This is a genomic window from Candidatus Epulonipiscium viviparus, assembly GCF_030708075.1.
Taxonomy (GTDB): Bacteria; Bacillota; Clostridia; order Lachnospirales; family Cellulosilyticaceae; genus Epulonipiscioides; species Epulonipiscioides viviparus.
In genome coordinates this window covers 924,047-938,730 of record NZ_CP117982.1, presented here as the reverse complement: position 1 = coordinate 938,730, position 14,684 = coordinate 924,047, and the positions used below count along the sequence as shown (strand labels likewise).

Below are 14,684 nucleotides of genomic sequence, written 5' to 3'. Positions count from 1 at the left end.
ATTCCAAATTAGTGGATCGTATCCTTGAAAAATCCTGTCGCGCAAGAAGCAGCCCATAATGTATCTTCTTCAATGGGGTCAAAGCATATGTGGCTTATTTTACTAGAAGGCCCTATTCCGGTGTTTACTTTCTCAAAGGTTTTTCCCGCATCCTCAGAATAGTAAAGTCCACAATTTAAACCATCTAAAATTTTGGCAGCCCCGACGCTGACTAACATTCTATCTTCGTTTTTAGGATCTGTGGCAACTTCCACGACAAATGGCATCTCAAAGATTTTCTCCCAAGTAGCGCCGGCATCTTCTGATTTCATAAAATCTCCGGCGTGAGCCAAGCGATCTCCCATAGCATACATGACTTCGGGATTTGCGGGGCTAAATGCTATTGCAGAAGTGGGTTGAGGGATTGTATTTTTGTAATCGATATCTGTTGCCAACTCCCATGCAGCAGCTTCGCCGACAACGAAATAGATCGTGTTAACTACATGTAATAGGAAGGGTTTTTTCGCCCTGTGGAATAAGCACAGTTAAAATGAAAATTTTGAAAGGCTGGCAAAAGAGTAGACTGCATTTACAAATGGCTTTTGTGTAATGCTACTTTGTGATCCGGCCAGAGCTGCGATATTTATAGGGCACCCACCGCATCAAAATGGAATGGTGTTTTGGAGTGCATGAGGCAAAGAAGCCTGAAGAAGGTGAGGTTACGGAGAAGATTAAATTTGTAGGTGAAAAGGGTGAGGGGCGCAACGAAGTCTATGCTAAGAGTATCGATTAATGATAATGAAGATTTGGGAAAAATTCAGCCGTTTTTCATTGCAGTAGCAACAGGAGATACGCACGAACCATGGTTTAAGAAAAATAATAATGAGCGAGTGATACATCAAATAAGATATACTAAAGGGAGTGGAAACTCAGTTAGCAAAATGGATGGCAGAAACAGCGGATCCGTTATTGGAGGGATCGATACCGAGTGAAAAGTATAAGTGTATATCACAGAAAATAAAAGCGTTAACAAATAATTAAAAAACAACAGCCAAAATGGCGAAAGTAGTATCAGCTAAAATTGAGAAAACAACAGAGGAAAATTATGGGTATTTAATCGCGCAAACCCTTGATGGATATGGCATAGGGCGTATGAGCATGTACCACGTGAGACATGAAAATTGATGCAATAATTATTGTTGATGACGGATATATTTTATGTAAAAAATTGAAATCATAAGCAAAGGATACAGAGTGAAAATTAGACCCCCTTCAGAAATATGAAAGGGGTCTTTTATTTTAATCGTAGTAGCTGAGACGCATCTCGAGTTTTTCCATAAAAGTTTGCACTATAAAATTGAAGACGAAGTAGAATATCCCTGCTATAACGAAAGGTAACATTGTGGTTTGGGCACTGGCAATTTGCTTTGCAATGGTGAAAATTTCTGCAACAGCCAAAACAAATGCAAGCGTGGTATCTTTGATTAAGGTGATGACCTCGTTGGTGATAGAAGGCAATATAACCTTGAACACTTGAGGTAAAATTATCAGAAAAAAGGTTTGCCATTTATTGTATCCAAGGGCCATTGCAGCTTCATACTGTCCCTTATCGATTGAGGCAATGCCGCCGCGATAAATCTCTGCAAAGTAGGCAGCGTAGTTGATCGAAAAACCAATGATGACTGCAACCATTTTATATGAAGGCGAAATGCTGATGCCAAACAGATAATATGGACCAAAGTATATTACAAGTAATTGTAAAACTAAGGGGGTGCCTCGCATTAAAGATATATATAATCTTGTGATAGACTGGATGATCGGATTGCTAGAGACCCGACCAAAATAAATAACTAATCCGAGCGGCATCGCAAAGAGCAATGTTGCAAAGAATATTTGAATTGACACTGCCATTCCAGATAAAAGCTGACTAATCATAACTGAAATACTCATGGTAACCCTCCCTATTTATTTTCCTAAGCATAGCATGTTTTTATCAATGCCGTATTTTTCACCAAGCTCATAGTATGTACCATTTTCCACCAATTTTAAAAGTTCTGCGTCTACTGCGTCTCGTAATTCTGTATCGTCAATTCTAAATCCTATGCCATATTTTTCACTTTCAAAAGGCTCATCTAAAATTCTGTACTTGTTTGTTCTGTTATCTAGCTGATAGGTCGCAACCCCGATATCAATTGCTATTGCATCGGCTGCGCCGGCATCTAGATTCATAAATGCTGTATTATAATCGGGATTTTCGCTTAGATCTGCAAATGTGTCTGTAAGATATGCAAGCTTGTCGCTATTTAATGCTTCAGAAGCTGCCGATGCAGATTGAACGACAACATGCTTGTCTTTGAGGTCGGCAAGAGTTTCAATATCGCTATCTGCTGGGACAACAATAACTTGGAGATTATCTACATATGCCGCGGACCATGCATACTGATCTAGACGGTCTGGTGTGATAGAAAAGCCGTTCCAAATACAATCGATGTTTCCGCTGTTTAATTCCATATCTTTAGAAGACCAGTCTATAGGTTGCTTGATCAATTCGTACCCTAAGTTTTCGCAAACGATAGTGGCAAGATCCAAGTCAAATCCGATGTATTCACCAGAATCGCTCATGTATCCATAAGGAGGGTATGATGCATCAAAGCCAACTGTAAACGTATTGCTAGAATTATCTGAGCAGCCAGTAAATAAGATTATAGTGCCGATTGTTAATAATGTTTTTGCTAATTTCATGAAATAAACCTCCAATTTTAAATTAATAAGGTATCGGGCTTTATTGTACTAAAGAATGATACTACGGTATCCAAAAAATGTCAATATACAAGAAGCATCTGAAAATGTAATAAATAGATTATTAGAAAACATTTATAAAAAGAAGTGTATGATTAATGCGAGAATAAATATAGTTAAAAATATCACAATAGTGCTGCGTAAAACTTTTGAATATCCCGCGGGTGTAATTTTACCCATAGCATCAAGCTTTGCTATAATAGGATGGAGCTTCCAAAAGTAGGTTGAAACGGAGATAATCATTGTTATTATGGCCCACACCTTGGTGGCCTCGGTGCCTGCAATTAAAATAGCAACTAAGAGAAGTACAAAGATGAGCTTGACACCGGCAACCCAATTTATAAGATAGCTAATAAAAAGATTTGAAGATTCGGATTCTTGGGCATCATCGAAATCTTGAAAAACTCCTAGTCCATTTCCAACATTGGCGTGAGGATAGAAATATAAAATAATAATGTTTAAACCTTCGAAAATACAAAAAATAATTATAGCAATAGATAATGGATCCATTACAATCACCATCCCTTTCATGGAGATACTTGATTTAAAAATTTTTTTTTGCTATTATACAAGAAAAACTATTGAGGTGACACAAATGGAAAGAAAAACAATTTTTAGCGGAATGCAACCAACAGGGGCATTAACTTTGGGAAATTATTTGGGAGCATTGAAAAACTGGACCACACTGGACCACATTGCAAAATAACTATGATTGCTTGTACTGTATTGTTGATATGCATGCGATAACAGTAAGACAAAATCCTGCAGAGCTTAGAAAAAATGCTCGCAACCTCCTTATACAGTATATTGCGGCAGGGCTTGACCCAACACAAAATATAATATATTATCAGTCGCATGTTAGTGGACACGCGGAGCTTGGATGGATTTTAAATTGTTTTACCTATATGGGAGAGCTAAATAGGATGACTCAATTTAAGGATAAGTCTAAAAAACATGCAGATAATATAAATGCCGGTCTATATACCTACCCCGCGCTGATGGCAGCAGACATTTTGCTATATAATAGTGATTTGGTGCCTATAGGAAATGATCAGAAACAGCATCTGGAGTTGACTCGAGATATTGCGACGAGATTTAATTCTATTTATGGAGACACCTTTGTAATTCCAGAGCCATATATCGGAAAAGTAGGTGCTAGAATAATGGATTTGCAAGACCCATCGAAAAAAATGTCCAAATCATCAGAAGATAAAAACGCTACTATTTTGTTGACGGACAAGCCAGAAGAAATTTTGAAAAAATTTAAAAGAGCGGTAACGGACAATGCGGCACATGTAAAGTATGATCCTGAAAATCAACCAGGCATAAGCAATCTCATTAGCATCTACGGCGCTGTAACAGATAAAAATTATGAAGCAATCGAAAATGAGTTTTCAGGAAAAGGTTATGGAGATTTCAAGATTGCAGTGGCCGAGGCAGTGATAGAAATACTGAAACCGATACAACAAAAGTATGAGGAATTGCAAAAGGACAAGAGTTATATCGACCAAATAATCAAGGACAATGCTGAAAAGGCCAATTATAAGGCACAAAAAGTGTTGCGTAAAGTGCAAAAGAAAATAGGATTTCCAGCTATAGTGCGTTAACTAAGAAAAAATCCTTAGCACCTGAAATGGCATCTGAAGAAGAAGCATCATCGAAAACAACGGAACCTGGAGAGGCATCATCGATAACAATGGCATCTGCAGAAGAGGCGTCGTCGAAAACAACAGAATCTGAAAAGCATCATCGATAACAACAGGCCTGAGCATCATCGAAACAATGGCATCTGCAGAGAGCATCGTCGAAAACAATGGCATCTGCAGAAGAGGCATCTTCGAAAACAACAGAATCTGAAGAAGCATCATCGAAAACAACAGAATCTGAAGAAGCGTCATCGAAAACAACGGAACAGAAGAGGCATCATCGAAAACAACAGAATCTGAAAAAGCATCATCGAAAACAAAGGAATCTGCAGGAGAGGCATCGTCGAAAACAACAGAATCTGCAGAAGAGGCATCTTCGAAAACAACAGAATCTGCAGAAGAGGCATCTTCGAAAACAACAGAATCTGCAGAAGAGGCATCTTCGAAAACAACAGAATCTGCAGAAGAGGCATCTTCGAAAACAACAGAATCTGCAAGAGGCATCGTCGAAAACAATGGAATCTGCAGAAGAGGCATCGTCGAAAACAATGACATCTGCAGAGAGGCATCGTCGAAAACAATAGCATCTGCAGATGGAGCATCATCGAAAACAATGGCATCTGCAGAGAGGCATCATCGAAAACAATGGAACCTGGAGAGGCATCATCGAAAACAATGGCACCTGAAGAAGCATCATCGAAAACAAATGAACCTGGAAGAAGCGTCATCGAAAACAACGGAACCTGAAGAAGCATCATCGAAAACAAGCATCTGCAGAGAGGCATCGTCGAAAACAACGGAATCTGGAGAGGCATCATCGAAAACAATGGCATCTGCAGAAGAGGCATCGTCGAAAACAACGGAATCTGGAGAGGCATCATCGAAAACAATGGCATCTGCAGAGAGGCATCGTCGAAAACAATGGCACCTGGAGAGGCATCATCGACAACAATGGCACCTGAAGAGCATCGTCGAAAACAACAGAACCTGTAAAAGAGGCATCGTCGAAAACAACGGCATCTGGAGAGGCATCGTCGAAAACAATGGCATCTGCAGAAGAGGCATCGTCGAAAACAACGGAACATGGAGAGGCATCATCGATAACAATGGCATCTGCAGAGAGGCATCGTCGAAAACAACGGAACATGGAGAGGCATCATCGAAAACAATGGCATCTGCAGAGAGGCATCGTCGAAAACAACGGAACATGGAGAGGCATCATCGATAACAACAGAATCTGAAAACAATGGCATCTGCAGGAGAGGCATCGTCGAAAACAATGGCATCTGCAGGAGAGGCATCGTCGAAAACAATGGCATCTGCAGGAGAGGCATCGTCGAAAACAATGGCATCTGCAGGAGAGGCATCGTCGAAAACAATGGCATCTGCAGGAGAGGCATCGTCGAAAACAATGGCATCTGCAGGAGAGGCATCGTCGAAAACAATGGCATCTGCAGGAGAGGCATCGTCGAAAACAATGGCATCTGCAGGAGAGGCATCGTCGAAAACAATGGCATCTGCAGGAGAGGCATCGTCGAAAACAATGGCATCTGCAGGAGAGGCATCGTCGAAAACAATGGAACCTGTAAAAGAGGCATCGTCGAAAACAACAGAACCTGTAGAAGAGGCATCGTCGAAAACAATGGAACCTGTAGAAGAGGCATCGTCGAAAATAACGGAACCTGGAGAGGCATCATCGATAAAAATGACATTTGCAGAAGAGGCATCGTCGAAAACAACGGAACATGGAGAGGCATCATCGATAACAATGGCATCTGCAGAAGAGGCGTCGTCGAAAACAACGGAACATGGAGAGGCATCATCGATAACAATGGCATCTGGAGAGGCATCGTCGAAAACAACAGAATCTGCAGAAGAGGCATCTTCGAAAACAACAGAATCTGAAGAAGCGTCATCGACAACAATGGCATCTGCAGAAGAGGCGTCGTCGAAAACAACGGAACATGGAGAGGCATCATCGATAACAATGGCATCTGCAGAAGAGGCGTCGTCGAAAACAACGGAACATGGAGAGGCATCATCGATAACAATGGCATCTGCAGAAGAGGCGTCGTCGAAAACAACGGAACATGGAGAGGCATCATCGATAACAATGGCATCTGCAGAAGAGGCGTCGTCGAAAACAGCAGAATCTGAAGAAGCGTCATCGATAACAACGGCATCTGCAGAGATTGCGTAAAGTTCAAAAGAAAATAGGATTTCCAGCTATAGTGCGTTAACTAAAAAAAAATCCTTCCAAATGAATAAGAAGGATTTGAAGAGAATAAGAGATTAATTTATTTATGCAGATGGAGCATCAACGACAACAATTGGCATCTGGAAGAAGCTCATCGGACAACAATGGCATCTGAAGAAGCATCATCGATAACAATGGCATCTGCAGAAGAGGCATCGTCGAAAACAACGGAACATGGAGAGGCATCATCGATAACAATGGCATCTGCAGATGGAGCATCATCGATAACAACAGTCTCTGTAGGCTGAAGAAGTGTCATCGACAACAACAGCAATTCATCTGTAAAAAGTGTCACTCGACACAATGATTGCAGATGGAGCATCATCGATAACAACAGTCTCTGTAGGAGTGTCTACAATAACCTCGGGAGTTAATATTTGAATATCATATTCAGTACTGATCGCAAGAATTTTTTGTGTAGACATAATATATACATCGTCTCGGTATACAAATCGAATAAATGAATCAGATAATACGGTAATAGTTACATCTTTAAATTAATAGTTACATCTTTAAATTCCGTAACACAATTATTAGTATACATTATTAGAGAAAGAGGTGTGCCTGTTGTTTCTGTTAAATAATCTCTCCAAATTGTTGTTAATGTAGCAGGTACGGTTTCTGTAGGTGTTAATGTGAGATCTAAAAGACGTTGACCGATGATAGAATTTTTTGAAGCTGAGATGCCTAGAAAACTTGCCAAATAAAGCCTATTTAAAGTAGCAACGCCAACGTTAGGATAAGAAAATAGCTGAGCCACTATTTGGTCAAACGTTTGATCAGTGGAAATTATACAATTCGAAAGATTGCTTACGTTAGTTAGGTAAATATTAACAAAAGAAAGCTGCATTGTGTATTCTAGAGTAATCTCAGCTTGTAGGCGTGCGATATCCATAAGCATAGAGTTGATATCTATTACATAACCTGCATCTAAATCAGTTCCAGAGATACCTTGAATACCTTGAGGGCCTTGGATGCCTTGAATACCTTGAATACCTTGGGGACCCTCAGGACCTTGAATACCCTCTAGGCCTTCTGGACCTTCTGGACCTTGCGGACCTTGCGGACCTGGAAGACCAGCCGGACCTTGCGGACCTTGTGGACCTGTTGCACCTATCGGACCTTGTGGACCTGGAACACCATCGAGACCAGCTGGACCTTGTGGACCTGTCGCACCTATCGGACCTTGCGGACCTGGAATACCTGGAGCACCATCGAGACCTGCTGGACCTTGCGGACCTGTCGCACCTTTCGGACCTTGTGGACCTGGAATACCCGGAGCACCATCGAGACCTGCTGGACCTTGCGGACCTGTTGCACCTATCGGACCTTGCGGACCTGGAAGACCAGCCGGACCTTGTGGACCTGGAACACCAGCCGGACCTTGCGGACCGATAGGGCCTGGAACATTATCGAGACCTGGAACACCAGCTGGACCTTGTGGACCTATAGGACCTGTCGCACCAGCCGGACCTTGCGGACCCATAGGACCTGGAACACCATCGAGACCTGGAACACCAGCCGGACCTTGTGGACCTGTCGCACCTATAGGACCTTGTGGACCTGGAATACCATCGAGACCTGGAACACCATCCGGACCTTGCGGACCCATAGGACTGGAACACCATCGAGCCCTGGAACACCAGCCGGACCTTGTGGACCCATAGGACCTGTCGCACCTTCTGGACCTTGCGGACCTTGTGGACCTGTTGCACCTATCGGACCTTGTGGACCTGGAACACCATCCGGACCTTGCGGACCTTGTGGACCTGTTGCACCTATCGGACCTTGCGGACCTGGAGTACCATCGAGACCTGCCGGACCTTGTGGACCTGTCGCACCTATCGGACCTTGTGGACCTGGAACACCTGCCGGACCTTGCGGACCGATAGGGCCTGGAACATTATCGAGACCTGGAACACCAGCTGGACCTTGTGGACCCATAGGACCTGTCGCACCTTCTGGACCTTGCGGACCCATAGGACCTGTCGCACCTATCGGACCTTGTGGACCTGGAACACCAGCCGGACCTTGTGGACCTGTCGCACCTATCGGACCTTGCGGACCTGGAGTACCATCGAGACCTGCCGGACCTTGTGGACCTGTCGCACCTTTCGGACCTTGCGGACCTGGAACACCATCGGGACCAGCCGGACCTTGTGGACCTGGAACACCATCGAGACCAGCTGGACCCGGAATACCATCGAGACCTGGAACTCCAGCCGGACCTTGCGGACCTGTTGCACCTATCGGACCTTGTGGACCTGGAACACCATCGAGACCAGCCGGACCTTGTGGACCTGGAACACCTTCGAGACCTGCCGGACCTTGCGGACCTGGTGCACCTATCGGACCTTGTGGACCTGGAACACCATCCGGACCTTGCGGACCTTGCGGACCTGTTGCACCTATCGGACCTTGTGGACCTGGAATACCATCGAGACCTGCCGGACCTTGCGGACCTGTTGCACCTATCGGACCTTGTGGACCTGGAACACCATCGAGACCTGCCGGACCTTGTGGACCTGTCGCACCTTTCGGACCTTGCGGACCTGGAATACCTGGAGCACCATCGAGACCTTGCGGACCTGGAACACCATCGAGACCAGCTGGACCTTGTGGACCTGTCGCACCTATAGGACCTTGTGGACCTGGAACACCATCGGGACCTGCCGGACCTTGCGGACCGATAGGGCCTGGAACACCATCGAGACCAGCTGGACCTTGTGGACCTGTCGCACCTATAGGACCTTGTGGACCTGGAGCACCATCGGGACCTTGCGGACCTGGAATACCCGGAGCGCCATCGAGACCGCGGCAACCTTGATCGCCTTGCGGACCCATAGGACCTGTTGCCCCTGCGATGCCTTGAGCACCCGCTGGACCTGGAAGACCTTGCGGACCCTGTGGACCTTGTGGACCCTGAAGACCTGGCTCTCCTTGTGGACCAACAGGAGTTTTACAGCAATCGTCATCGATTGGAGGTATAACAATAGTAGATCCAGGAGGTATTATTGTACTTGTAGAAGTATCTGGCTGGATACTTGAAGGTGGAACGAAGCCACCAGGAAGTGATCCGTGTTGATAATAATATTGCAGGTAGGCTTGTATCAATAGCTCTCTTGTAATATTGGGATTTGGATAAGTATAGTACATAACATATGCTCCTTTTTTAATAATATTTTATATTCATGCTATGCTTGGGACTATTATTGTGTGCTTGGCATGGCGAAATATGGTAAATATATATGGAATTTGATTGATCTGAAGGTACATAATAAAAAAACCCCCCTGAAAACAGAGGAGAAAAGCTGATCGTTTTCTATATTTTTTCTACTACAGTAAAATTGATAACGATGATAATTGTTTCTTCTGCAGAGGAAGAAGTTGGTGTGAATAATTGAATATTGCCATTTGCGGTTAGCGTGGCTTCAGCGACAATTACATCATCAATAGCGACAGCATCTGTTAAGCCAGAGATATTCCAATCTACAGTAATATAATTTGCTATATTAGTAACAGCGGTTATGCCTTCTAGGGAGCCTTGGAATATTACGGAGGTATTGAGTAAAGTAAGAATGTCATCCAATAGCATTCCTTCGTATATTTTTAGTTTAGCGGTTGGTGAAGTAATGATTTCTTCGGTAGGTACAAGAATAGCAGATACATTGGTAATCATAGGAGCAATTGGACTATTTTGCTCTAGAGCCACAAGTCGTTGTATTAAAGGAAGGAGTAATGATTCGTTGAGAATACCAGACTCACCTTTAGGACCTTGAATACCTTTTGGACCTTGAATACCTCTAGCACCTTGCTTACCAGCGGGACCTTGAATGCCTCTAGCACCTTGCTTACCAGCGGGACCCTGAATGCCTCTAGCACCTTGCTTACCAGCGGGACCTTGAATACCTTGCGGACCAATTGGGCCTTGAGGACCTCCGGCTGGGCCATCGATACCTTGATCACCTTTAGGACCCTCTGGACCTTGCTCGCCTTGGTCGCCTTTTTCACTTTGTCACCTTGTCACCGTTTCGCCTTTTTCTCCTTTTTCGCCTTTGTCACCTTGGTTGCCTGTGTCGCCTTTTTCGCCTTTGTCACCTTGGTTGCCTTGGCCGCCTTTTTCGCCTTTGTCACCTTTTTCGCCTTTGTCACCTTGGTTGCCTTTGTCACCTTTTTCGCCTTTGTCACCTTGGTTTCCTTGGTCGCCTTTTTCGCCTTTGTCACCTTGGTTGCCTTTGTCTCCTTTTTCGCCTTTTTCTCCTTTTTCGCCTTTTTCTCCTTTTTCGCCTTTTTCTCCTTTTTCGCCTTTTTCTCCTTTTTCGCCTTTTTCTCCTTTTTCGCCTTTTTCTCCTTTTTCGCCTTTTTCTCCTTTTTCGCCTTTTTCTCCTTTTTCGCCTTTTTCTCCTTTTTCGCCTTTTTCTCCTTTTTCGCCTTTTTCTCCTTTTTCGCCTTTTTCTCCTTTTTCGCCTTTTTCTCCTTTTTCGCCTTTTTCTCCTTTTTCGCCTTTTTCTCCTTTTTCGCCTTTGTCACCTTGGTTGCCTTTTTCGCCTTTTTCTCCTTTTTCGCCTTTTTCTCCTTTTTCGCCTTTGTCTCCTTGGTTGCCTTTTTCGCCTTTGTCACCTTGGTTGCCTTTGTCACCTTGGTTGCCTTGGTCGCCTTGGTTGCCTTTTTCGCCTTTTTCTCCTTTTTCGCCTTTTTCTCCTTTTTCGCCTTTTTCTCCTTTTTCGCCTTTTTCGCCTTTGTTGCCTTGGTCGCCTTGCTCGCCTTGGATACCTTGGATACCTTGTTCACCTTGGATACCTTGCTCACCTGGCTCACCTTGGATACCTTGATCGCCTTGAATACCTTGGACACCTTGCTCACCTTGCACACCTTGCACACCTTGCACACCTTGCACACCTTGCACACCTTGCACACCTTGCACACCTTGCACACCTTGCACACCTTGCACACCTTGCACACCTTGCACACCTTGCACACCTTGCACACCTTGCACACCTTGCACACCTTGCACACCTTGCACACCTTGCACACCTTGCACACCTTGCACACCTTGCACACCTTGCACACCTTGCACACCTTGCACACCTTGCACACCTTGCACACCTTGCACACCTTGCACACCTTGTTCACCTTGCTCACCTTGGCTACCTTGCTCACCTTGCTCCCCTTGGATACCTTGCTCACCTTGAACACCTTGGATACCTTGCTCACCTTGAACACCTTGGATACCTTGCTCACCTTGAACACCTTGGATACCTTGCTCACCTTGAACACCTTGGATACCTTGCTCACCTTGAACACCTTGGATACCTTGCTCACCTTGCCTTGGATACCTTGCTCACCTTCACCTTGGATACCTTGCTGCCACCTTGGATACCTTGCTTCACCTTGTTTACCTTCACCTTGCACACCTTGACACCTTGACACCTTGCTCACCTTGCACACCTTGACACCTTGCTCACCTTGGATACCTTGCTCGCCTTGAATACCTTGATACCTTGCTCGTCTTGGATACCTTGTGGCCCTGCTGGACCGGGAGGCTCCATAATATTTTGATTACTTGCTGAATTAAGTTTTGTGTTTGCTTCCATTTTTTTTTAACCTCCTCTATTTTTACTAGGTAACGTCGATAAAAAGGATATTTGTTACCTTGTACTGTTAATATATGGAAACAAGTGGAAAATGCTACTATTTGTTATAATTTTATGTAAAAAAAACACGGCCCGAGCCGTGTAGGTAGTTTTATTTAAGAACGGTTTGTATTGTATCGTTCAATTTAGTTTTTGGCACTGCTCCTTGAACTTTATTTATTACTTCTCCGTTTTTAATAAACAATATTGTAGGAATTGACATTATGCCGTATCGATTAGATATCTCGCTATGTTCATCGATGTTGAGTTTTCCGATTTTTACCTTGTTTTCATATTCTTCTGCCAATTCATTGATTATTGGGGCAATCATTCTACATGGTGCGCACCAGTCTGCATAAAAATCAACCATAACTGGAATATCTGAGTCTAATGCTTCTTCTTGAAAATTATCTACTGTAAATTCAAATGCCATAAGTTTATACCTCCAAATCGAAATTTCAATAATGCCAGCAGGGGAGCCTAAAATGTTTGCTTAAAAACTGACTTTTATATTCTTACAGATATGTTTAGGCTGCTGCGTACTTGTGTCAGTCGAGTGTATCGAGCTGTTAGATTAAGGTACACGAAAAAATTATCGTTGTCAAGGATGCGCAAAAAACTTTTGATTCGCCAAATCGCTTAATTATATCTTTGCAGAGGGTCGTTGTCATATAGAGATTGATAATTTTGATCATACTGCGTTAGAAATGCTAAGCGCTCGGTCTGGTCAGGATGGTTCATTGACTCAAGAGTACTATTTGCTGGCGATGGTATAAGATAGTTTTCGGACCATTGCTGAGGAGTTTTAGATTGGAAGCTTTTAACTGACTGCGGCATCTGCGGAGTCTGTGGCTGAAATTGTTGAGGCATTCGCGGAGCCTGAGGTTGAGATTGTTGAGGCATCGCGGAGCCTGTGGTTGAGATTGTTGATGCATCTGCGGAGCCTGTGGCTGAGATTGTTGAGGCATCTGCGGAGCCTGTGGCTGAAATTGTTGAGGCATCTGCGGAGCCTGTGGCTGAGATTGTTGATGCATCTGCGGAGCCTGTGGTTGAGATTGTTGATGCATCTGCGGAGCCTGTGGCTGAGATTGTTGATGCATCTGCGGAGCCTGTGGTTGAGATTGTTGATGCATCTGCGGAGCCTGTGGTTGAGATTGTTGATGCATCTGCGGAGCCTGTGGTTGAGATTGTTGAGGCATTCGCGGAGCCTGTGGCTGAAATTGTTGATGCATCTGCGGAGCCTGCGGCTGAAATTGTTGATGCATCTGCGGAGCCTGTGGTTGAGATTGTTGATGCATCTGCGGATCCTGTGACTGAGATTGTGGCATCTGTTGAGATTGTATCTGAGATTGTTGTTGAGCTCGCTGTTGTTGTAGTTGTTGCTGTGATAATAATTTTTTGCTCACCATTGAGGGAGCATCTCCTTGTGGTACTGTTGGCGGAGTTCTTTGTCCATTTTGCTGACTATATTTTCGTGCATCTTGTCTGATCAATTTTTCCATTGCTCTTTGATGTCTTTGCTGTTCAGCGAGCCAGGCTCGTTTTGATTTTTGTTGTTGTCGTTGCTGTGCCTTATCTGATAGAGGAATTGATTGGGGTAATAAATTTGGATTTACTGATTCATCATAATCCATTTGATATCATCCTTTCAAATAGCGTTACTACCAATATATGCAATCAGGCTTGTTTGTGTGTCGCAACTAAACGATTTATAGTAAGTCCTTGTTCGCTAAACTTTTTTTCGTATTCGGTCATGATATTGTCTACATTTGCCTTATGCAAATCTAGCGTAACTTCTGTTAATAGCCAATTTTGCGCACTAAATTCTTCGATAGAAAATCCAAATAGCTTTTTGTTATCTGTTTTAAAGTGAATTTCACCGGCAGTAGATAAAATTTTGGCATATTTATCCAAAAAATTCCGATGCGTAAGTCTGCGTTTCTTATATCGATTTTTGTGCCAAGGATCAGAAAAGTTTAGGTAGATTCGCTCGACTTCTCCGGCTTCAAAAATATTGATGCATTCATCTACATCAAAATATAGAAAATATAGATTGTCTGAAATATCAGATGCGTGTTTTAATGCTTTATACACGATTGTCTCGGCCTTCTCCACCGCGATATAATTTATATTTGGGTTTGCCTTAGAAAGTTCTGTGATAAATCCACCTTTCCCGGCTCCAAATTCAACGTGAATAGGGTTTGAGTTATTAAATAGTTCTTGCCATTTACCTTTATATTCATATGGATTTTTTATAATTTTGTTGCAGTCCTCTATAAAAGGCGCTGCGTTTTTATCTCGTCTTAGACGCATAGTAATTTTCCTTTCGATATGTCCTAATGTCTGAATTTGACAATAAATGTTAAAATT

20 protein-coding genes and 1 pseudogene are annotated in these 14,684 nt (G+C 43.5%); 7 read left to right on the top strand and 14 right to left on the bottom strand.

The genetic code is table 11. The annotated features are described in order from the left end of the window. Positions 1-8 precede the first annotated feature (8 nt). On the bottom strand, positions 9-434 hold the full coding sequence (locus tag PCY70_RS03680; protein ID WP_305768485.1) for a WD40/YVTN/BNR-like repeat-containing protein: 426 nt from the start codon (positions 432-434) through the stop codon (positions 9-11). A 212-nt stretch (positions 435-646) separates the two neighbouring features. Between PCY70_RS03680 and PCY70_RS03675 the strand changes: the two genes are divergently transcribed. Together PCY70_RS03675 and PCY70_RS03670 are read left to right on the top strand one after the other, a co-directional pair. Beyond that, positions 647-772, top strand: coding sequence for a hypothetical protein (locus PCY70_RS03675; RefSeq protein ID WP_305768484.1), 126 nt, complete (start codon positions 647-649; stop codon positions 770-772). Beyond that, entirely contained in the window at positions 753-971 is a 219-nt protein-coding gene (locus tag PCY70_RS03670; RefSeq protein ID WP_305768483.1) for a hypothetical protein, read from the top strand. Before PCY70_RS03675 ends, PCY70_RS03670 begins: the two co-directional genes overlap by 20 nt. A 307-nt stretch (positions 972-1,278) precedes the next feature. Here the strand turns inward: PCY70_RS03670 and PCY70_RS03665 are convergent, their stop codons facing one another. From PCY70_RS03665 to PCY70_RS03655, 3 genes are all read right to left on the bottom strand, one after another. Then, positions 1,279-1,929 (bottom strand): amino acid ABC transporter permease, encoded by a 651-nt coding sequence (locus PCY70_RS03665; protein WP_305768482.1) that lies wholly within the window; start codon positions 1,927-1,929, stop codon positions 1,279-1,281. A 15-nt stretch (positions 1,930-1,944) separates the two neighbouring features. After that, positions 1,945-2,721 (bottom strand): transporter substrate-binding domain-containing protein, encoded by a 777-nt coding sequence (locus PCY70_RS03660; RefSeq protein WP_305768481.1) that lies wholly within the window; start codon positions 2,719-2,721, stop codon positions 1,945-1,947. Between the two features lie 132 nt (positions 2,722-2,853). Next, entirely contained in the window at positions 2,854-3,288 is a 435-nt protein-coding gene (locus tag PCY70_RS03655) for a hypothetical protein (RefSeq protein ID WP_305768480.1), read from the bottom strand. A gap of 85 nt (positions 3,289-3,373) precedes the next feature. On the opposite strand from PCY70_RS03655, the pseudogene trpS reads away from it, so the two are divergent. Continuing rightward, positions 3,374-4,385 (top strand): annotated as a pseudogene (gene trpS / locus PCY70_RS03650) (tryptophan--tRNA ligase). On the opposite strand, the gene PCY70_RS03645 reads toward trpS, so the two are convergent. After that, positions 4,386-4,979, bottom strand: a complete 594-nt coding sequence (locus PCY70_RS03645; protein ID WP_305768479.1) for a hypothetical protein — start codon at positions 4,977-4,979, stop codon at positions 4,386-4,388. Positions 4,980-5,130: 151 nt separating this feature from the next. On the opposite strand from PCY70_RS03645, the gene PCY70_RS03640 reads away from it, so the two are divergent. The 3 genes from PCY70_RS03640 (at position 5,131) to PCY70_RS03630 (ending at position 6,929) form a co-directional block, all read left to right on the top strand. Beyond that, complete coding sequence (locus tag PCY70_RS03640; protein WP_305768478.1) at positions 5,131-5,652, top strand: hypothetical protein; 522 nt, start codon at positions 5,131-5,133, stop codon at positions 5,650-5,652. An 18-nt stretch (positions 5,653-5,670) separates the two neighbouring features. Beyond that, positions 5,671-6,624, top strand: a complete 954-nt coding sequence (locus tag PCY70_RS03635; protein WP_305768477.1) for a hypothetical protein — start codon at positions 5,671-5,673, stop codon at positions 6,622-6,624. A gap of 161 nt (positions 6,625-6,785) precedes the next feature. Next, on the top strand, positions 6,786-6,929 hold the full coding sequence (locus tag PCY70_RS03630) for a hypothetical protein (protein WP_305768476.1): 144 nt from the start codon (positions 6,786-6,788) through the stop codon (positions 6,927-6,929). A gap of 27 nt (positions 6,930-6,956) precedes the next feature. Here PCY70_RS03630 and PCY70_RS03625 read toward each other — a convergent pair whose 3' ends face one another. The 8 genes from PCY70_RS03625 to PCY70_RS03590 form a co-directional block, all read right to left on the bottom strand. Further along, positions 6,957-7,106 carry a hypothetical protein gene (locus tag PCY70_RS03625; protein ID WP_305768475.1) on the bottom strand — a complete coding sequence of 50 codons (150 nt, stop codon included), beginning with the start codon at positions 7,104-7,106 and terminating at the stop codon, positions 6,957-6,959. A 59-nt stretch (positions 7,107-7,165) separates the two neighbouring features. After that, on the bottom strand, positions 7,166-8,293 hold the full coding sequence (locus tag PCY70_RS03620; RefSeq protein WP_305768474.1) for a collagen-like domain-containing protein: 1,128 nt from the start codon (positions 8,291-8,293) through the stop codon (positions 7,166-7,168). Beyond that, entirely contained in the window at positions 8,227-9,837 is a 1,611-nt protein-coding gene (locus PCY70_RS03615; protein ID WP_305768473.1) for a collagen-like domain-containing protein, read from the bottom strand. The genes PCY70_RS03620 and PCY70_RS03615 overlap by 67 nt, the downstream gene beginning before the upstream one ends. Before the next feature lie 166 nt (positions 9,838-10,003). After that, positions 10,004-10,393 carry a hypothetical protein gene (locus tag PCY70_RS03610; RefSeq protein ID WP_305768472.1) on the bottom strand — a complete coding sequence of 130 codons (390 nt, stop codon included), beginning with the start codon at positions 10,391-10,393 and terminating at the stop codon, positions 10,004-10,006. Positions 10,394-10,404: 11 nt separating this feature from the next. After that, entirely contained in the window at positions 10,405-10,692 is a 288-nt protein-coding gene (locus tag PCY70_RS03605) for a hypothetical protein (protein WP_305768471.1), read from the bottom strand. Between the two features lie 4 nt (positions 10,693-10,696). Then, on the bottom strand, positions 10,697-11,803 hold the full coding sequence (locus PCY70_RS03600) for a hypothetical protein (protein ID WP_305768470.1): 1,107 nt from the start codon (positions 11,801-11,803) through the stop codon (positions 10,697-10,699). Positions 11,804-12,426: 623 nt separating this feature from the next. Then, positions 12,427-12,747 carry a thioredoxin gene (gene trxA, locus PCY70_RS03595; protein ID WP_305768469.1) on the bottom strand — a complete coding sequence of 107 codons (321 nt, stop codon included), beginning with the start codon at positions 12,745-12,747 and terminating at the stop codon, positions 12,427-12,429. A gap of 206 nt (positions 12,748-12,953) precedes the next feature. Further along, a complete protein-coding gene (locus tag PCY70_RS03590) occupies positions 12,954-13,217 on the bottom strand; it encodes a hypothetical protein (RefSeq protein ID WP_305768468.1) in 264 nt (87 codons plus the stop codon). A 10-nt stretch (positions 13,218-13,227) separates the two neighbouring features. Between PCY70_RS03590 and PCY70_RS03585 the strand changes: the two genes are divergently transcribed. After that, positions 13,228-13,803 carry a hypothetical protein gene (locus PCY70_RS03585; protein WP_305768467.1) on the top strand — a complete coding sequence of 192 codons (576 nt, stop codon included), beginning with the start codon at positions 13,228-13,230 and terminating at the stop codon, positions 13,801-13,803. Between the two features lie 188 nt (positions 13,804-13,991). Here PCY70_RS03585 and trmB read toward each other — a convergent pair whose 3' ends face one another. Then, a complete protein-coding gene (gene trmB / locus PCY70_RS03580) occupies positions 13,992-14,627 on the bottom strand; it encodes a tRNA (guanosine(46)-N7)-methyltransferase TrmB (protein ID WP_305768466.1) in 636 nt (211 codons plus the stop codon). Between the last annotated feature and the right edge of the window lie 57 nt (positions 14,628-14,684).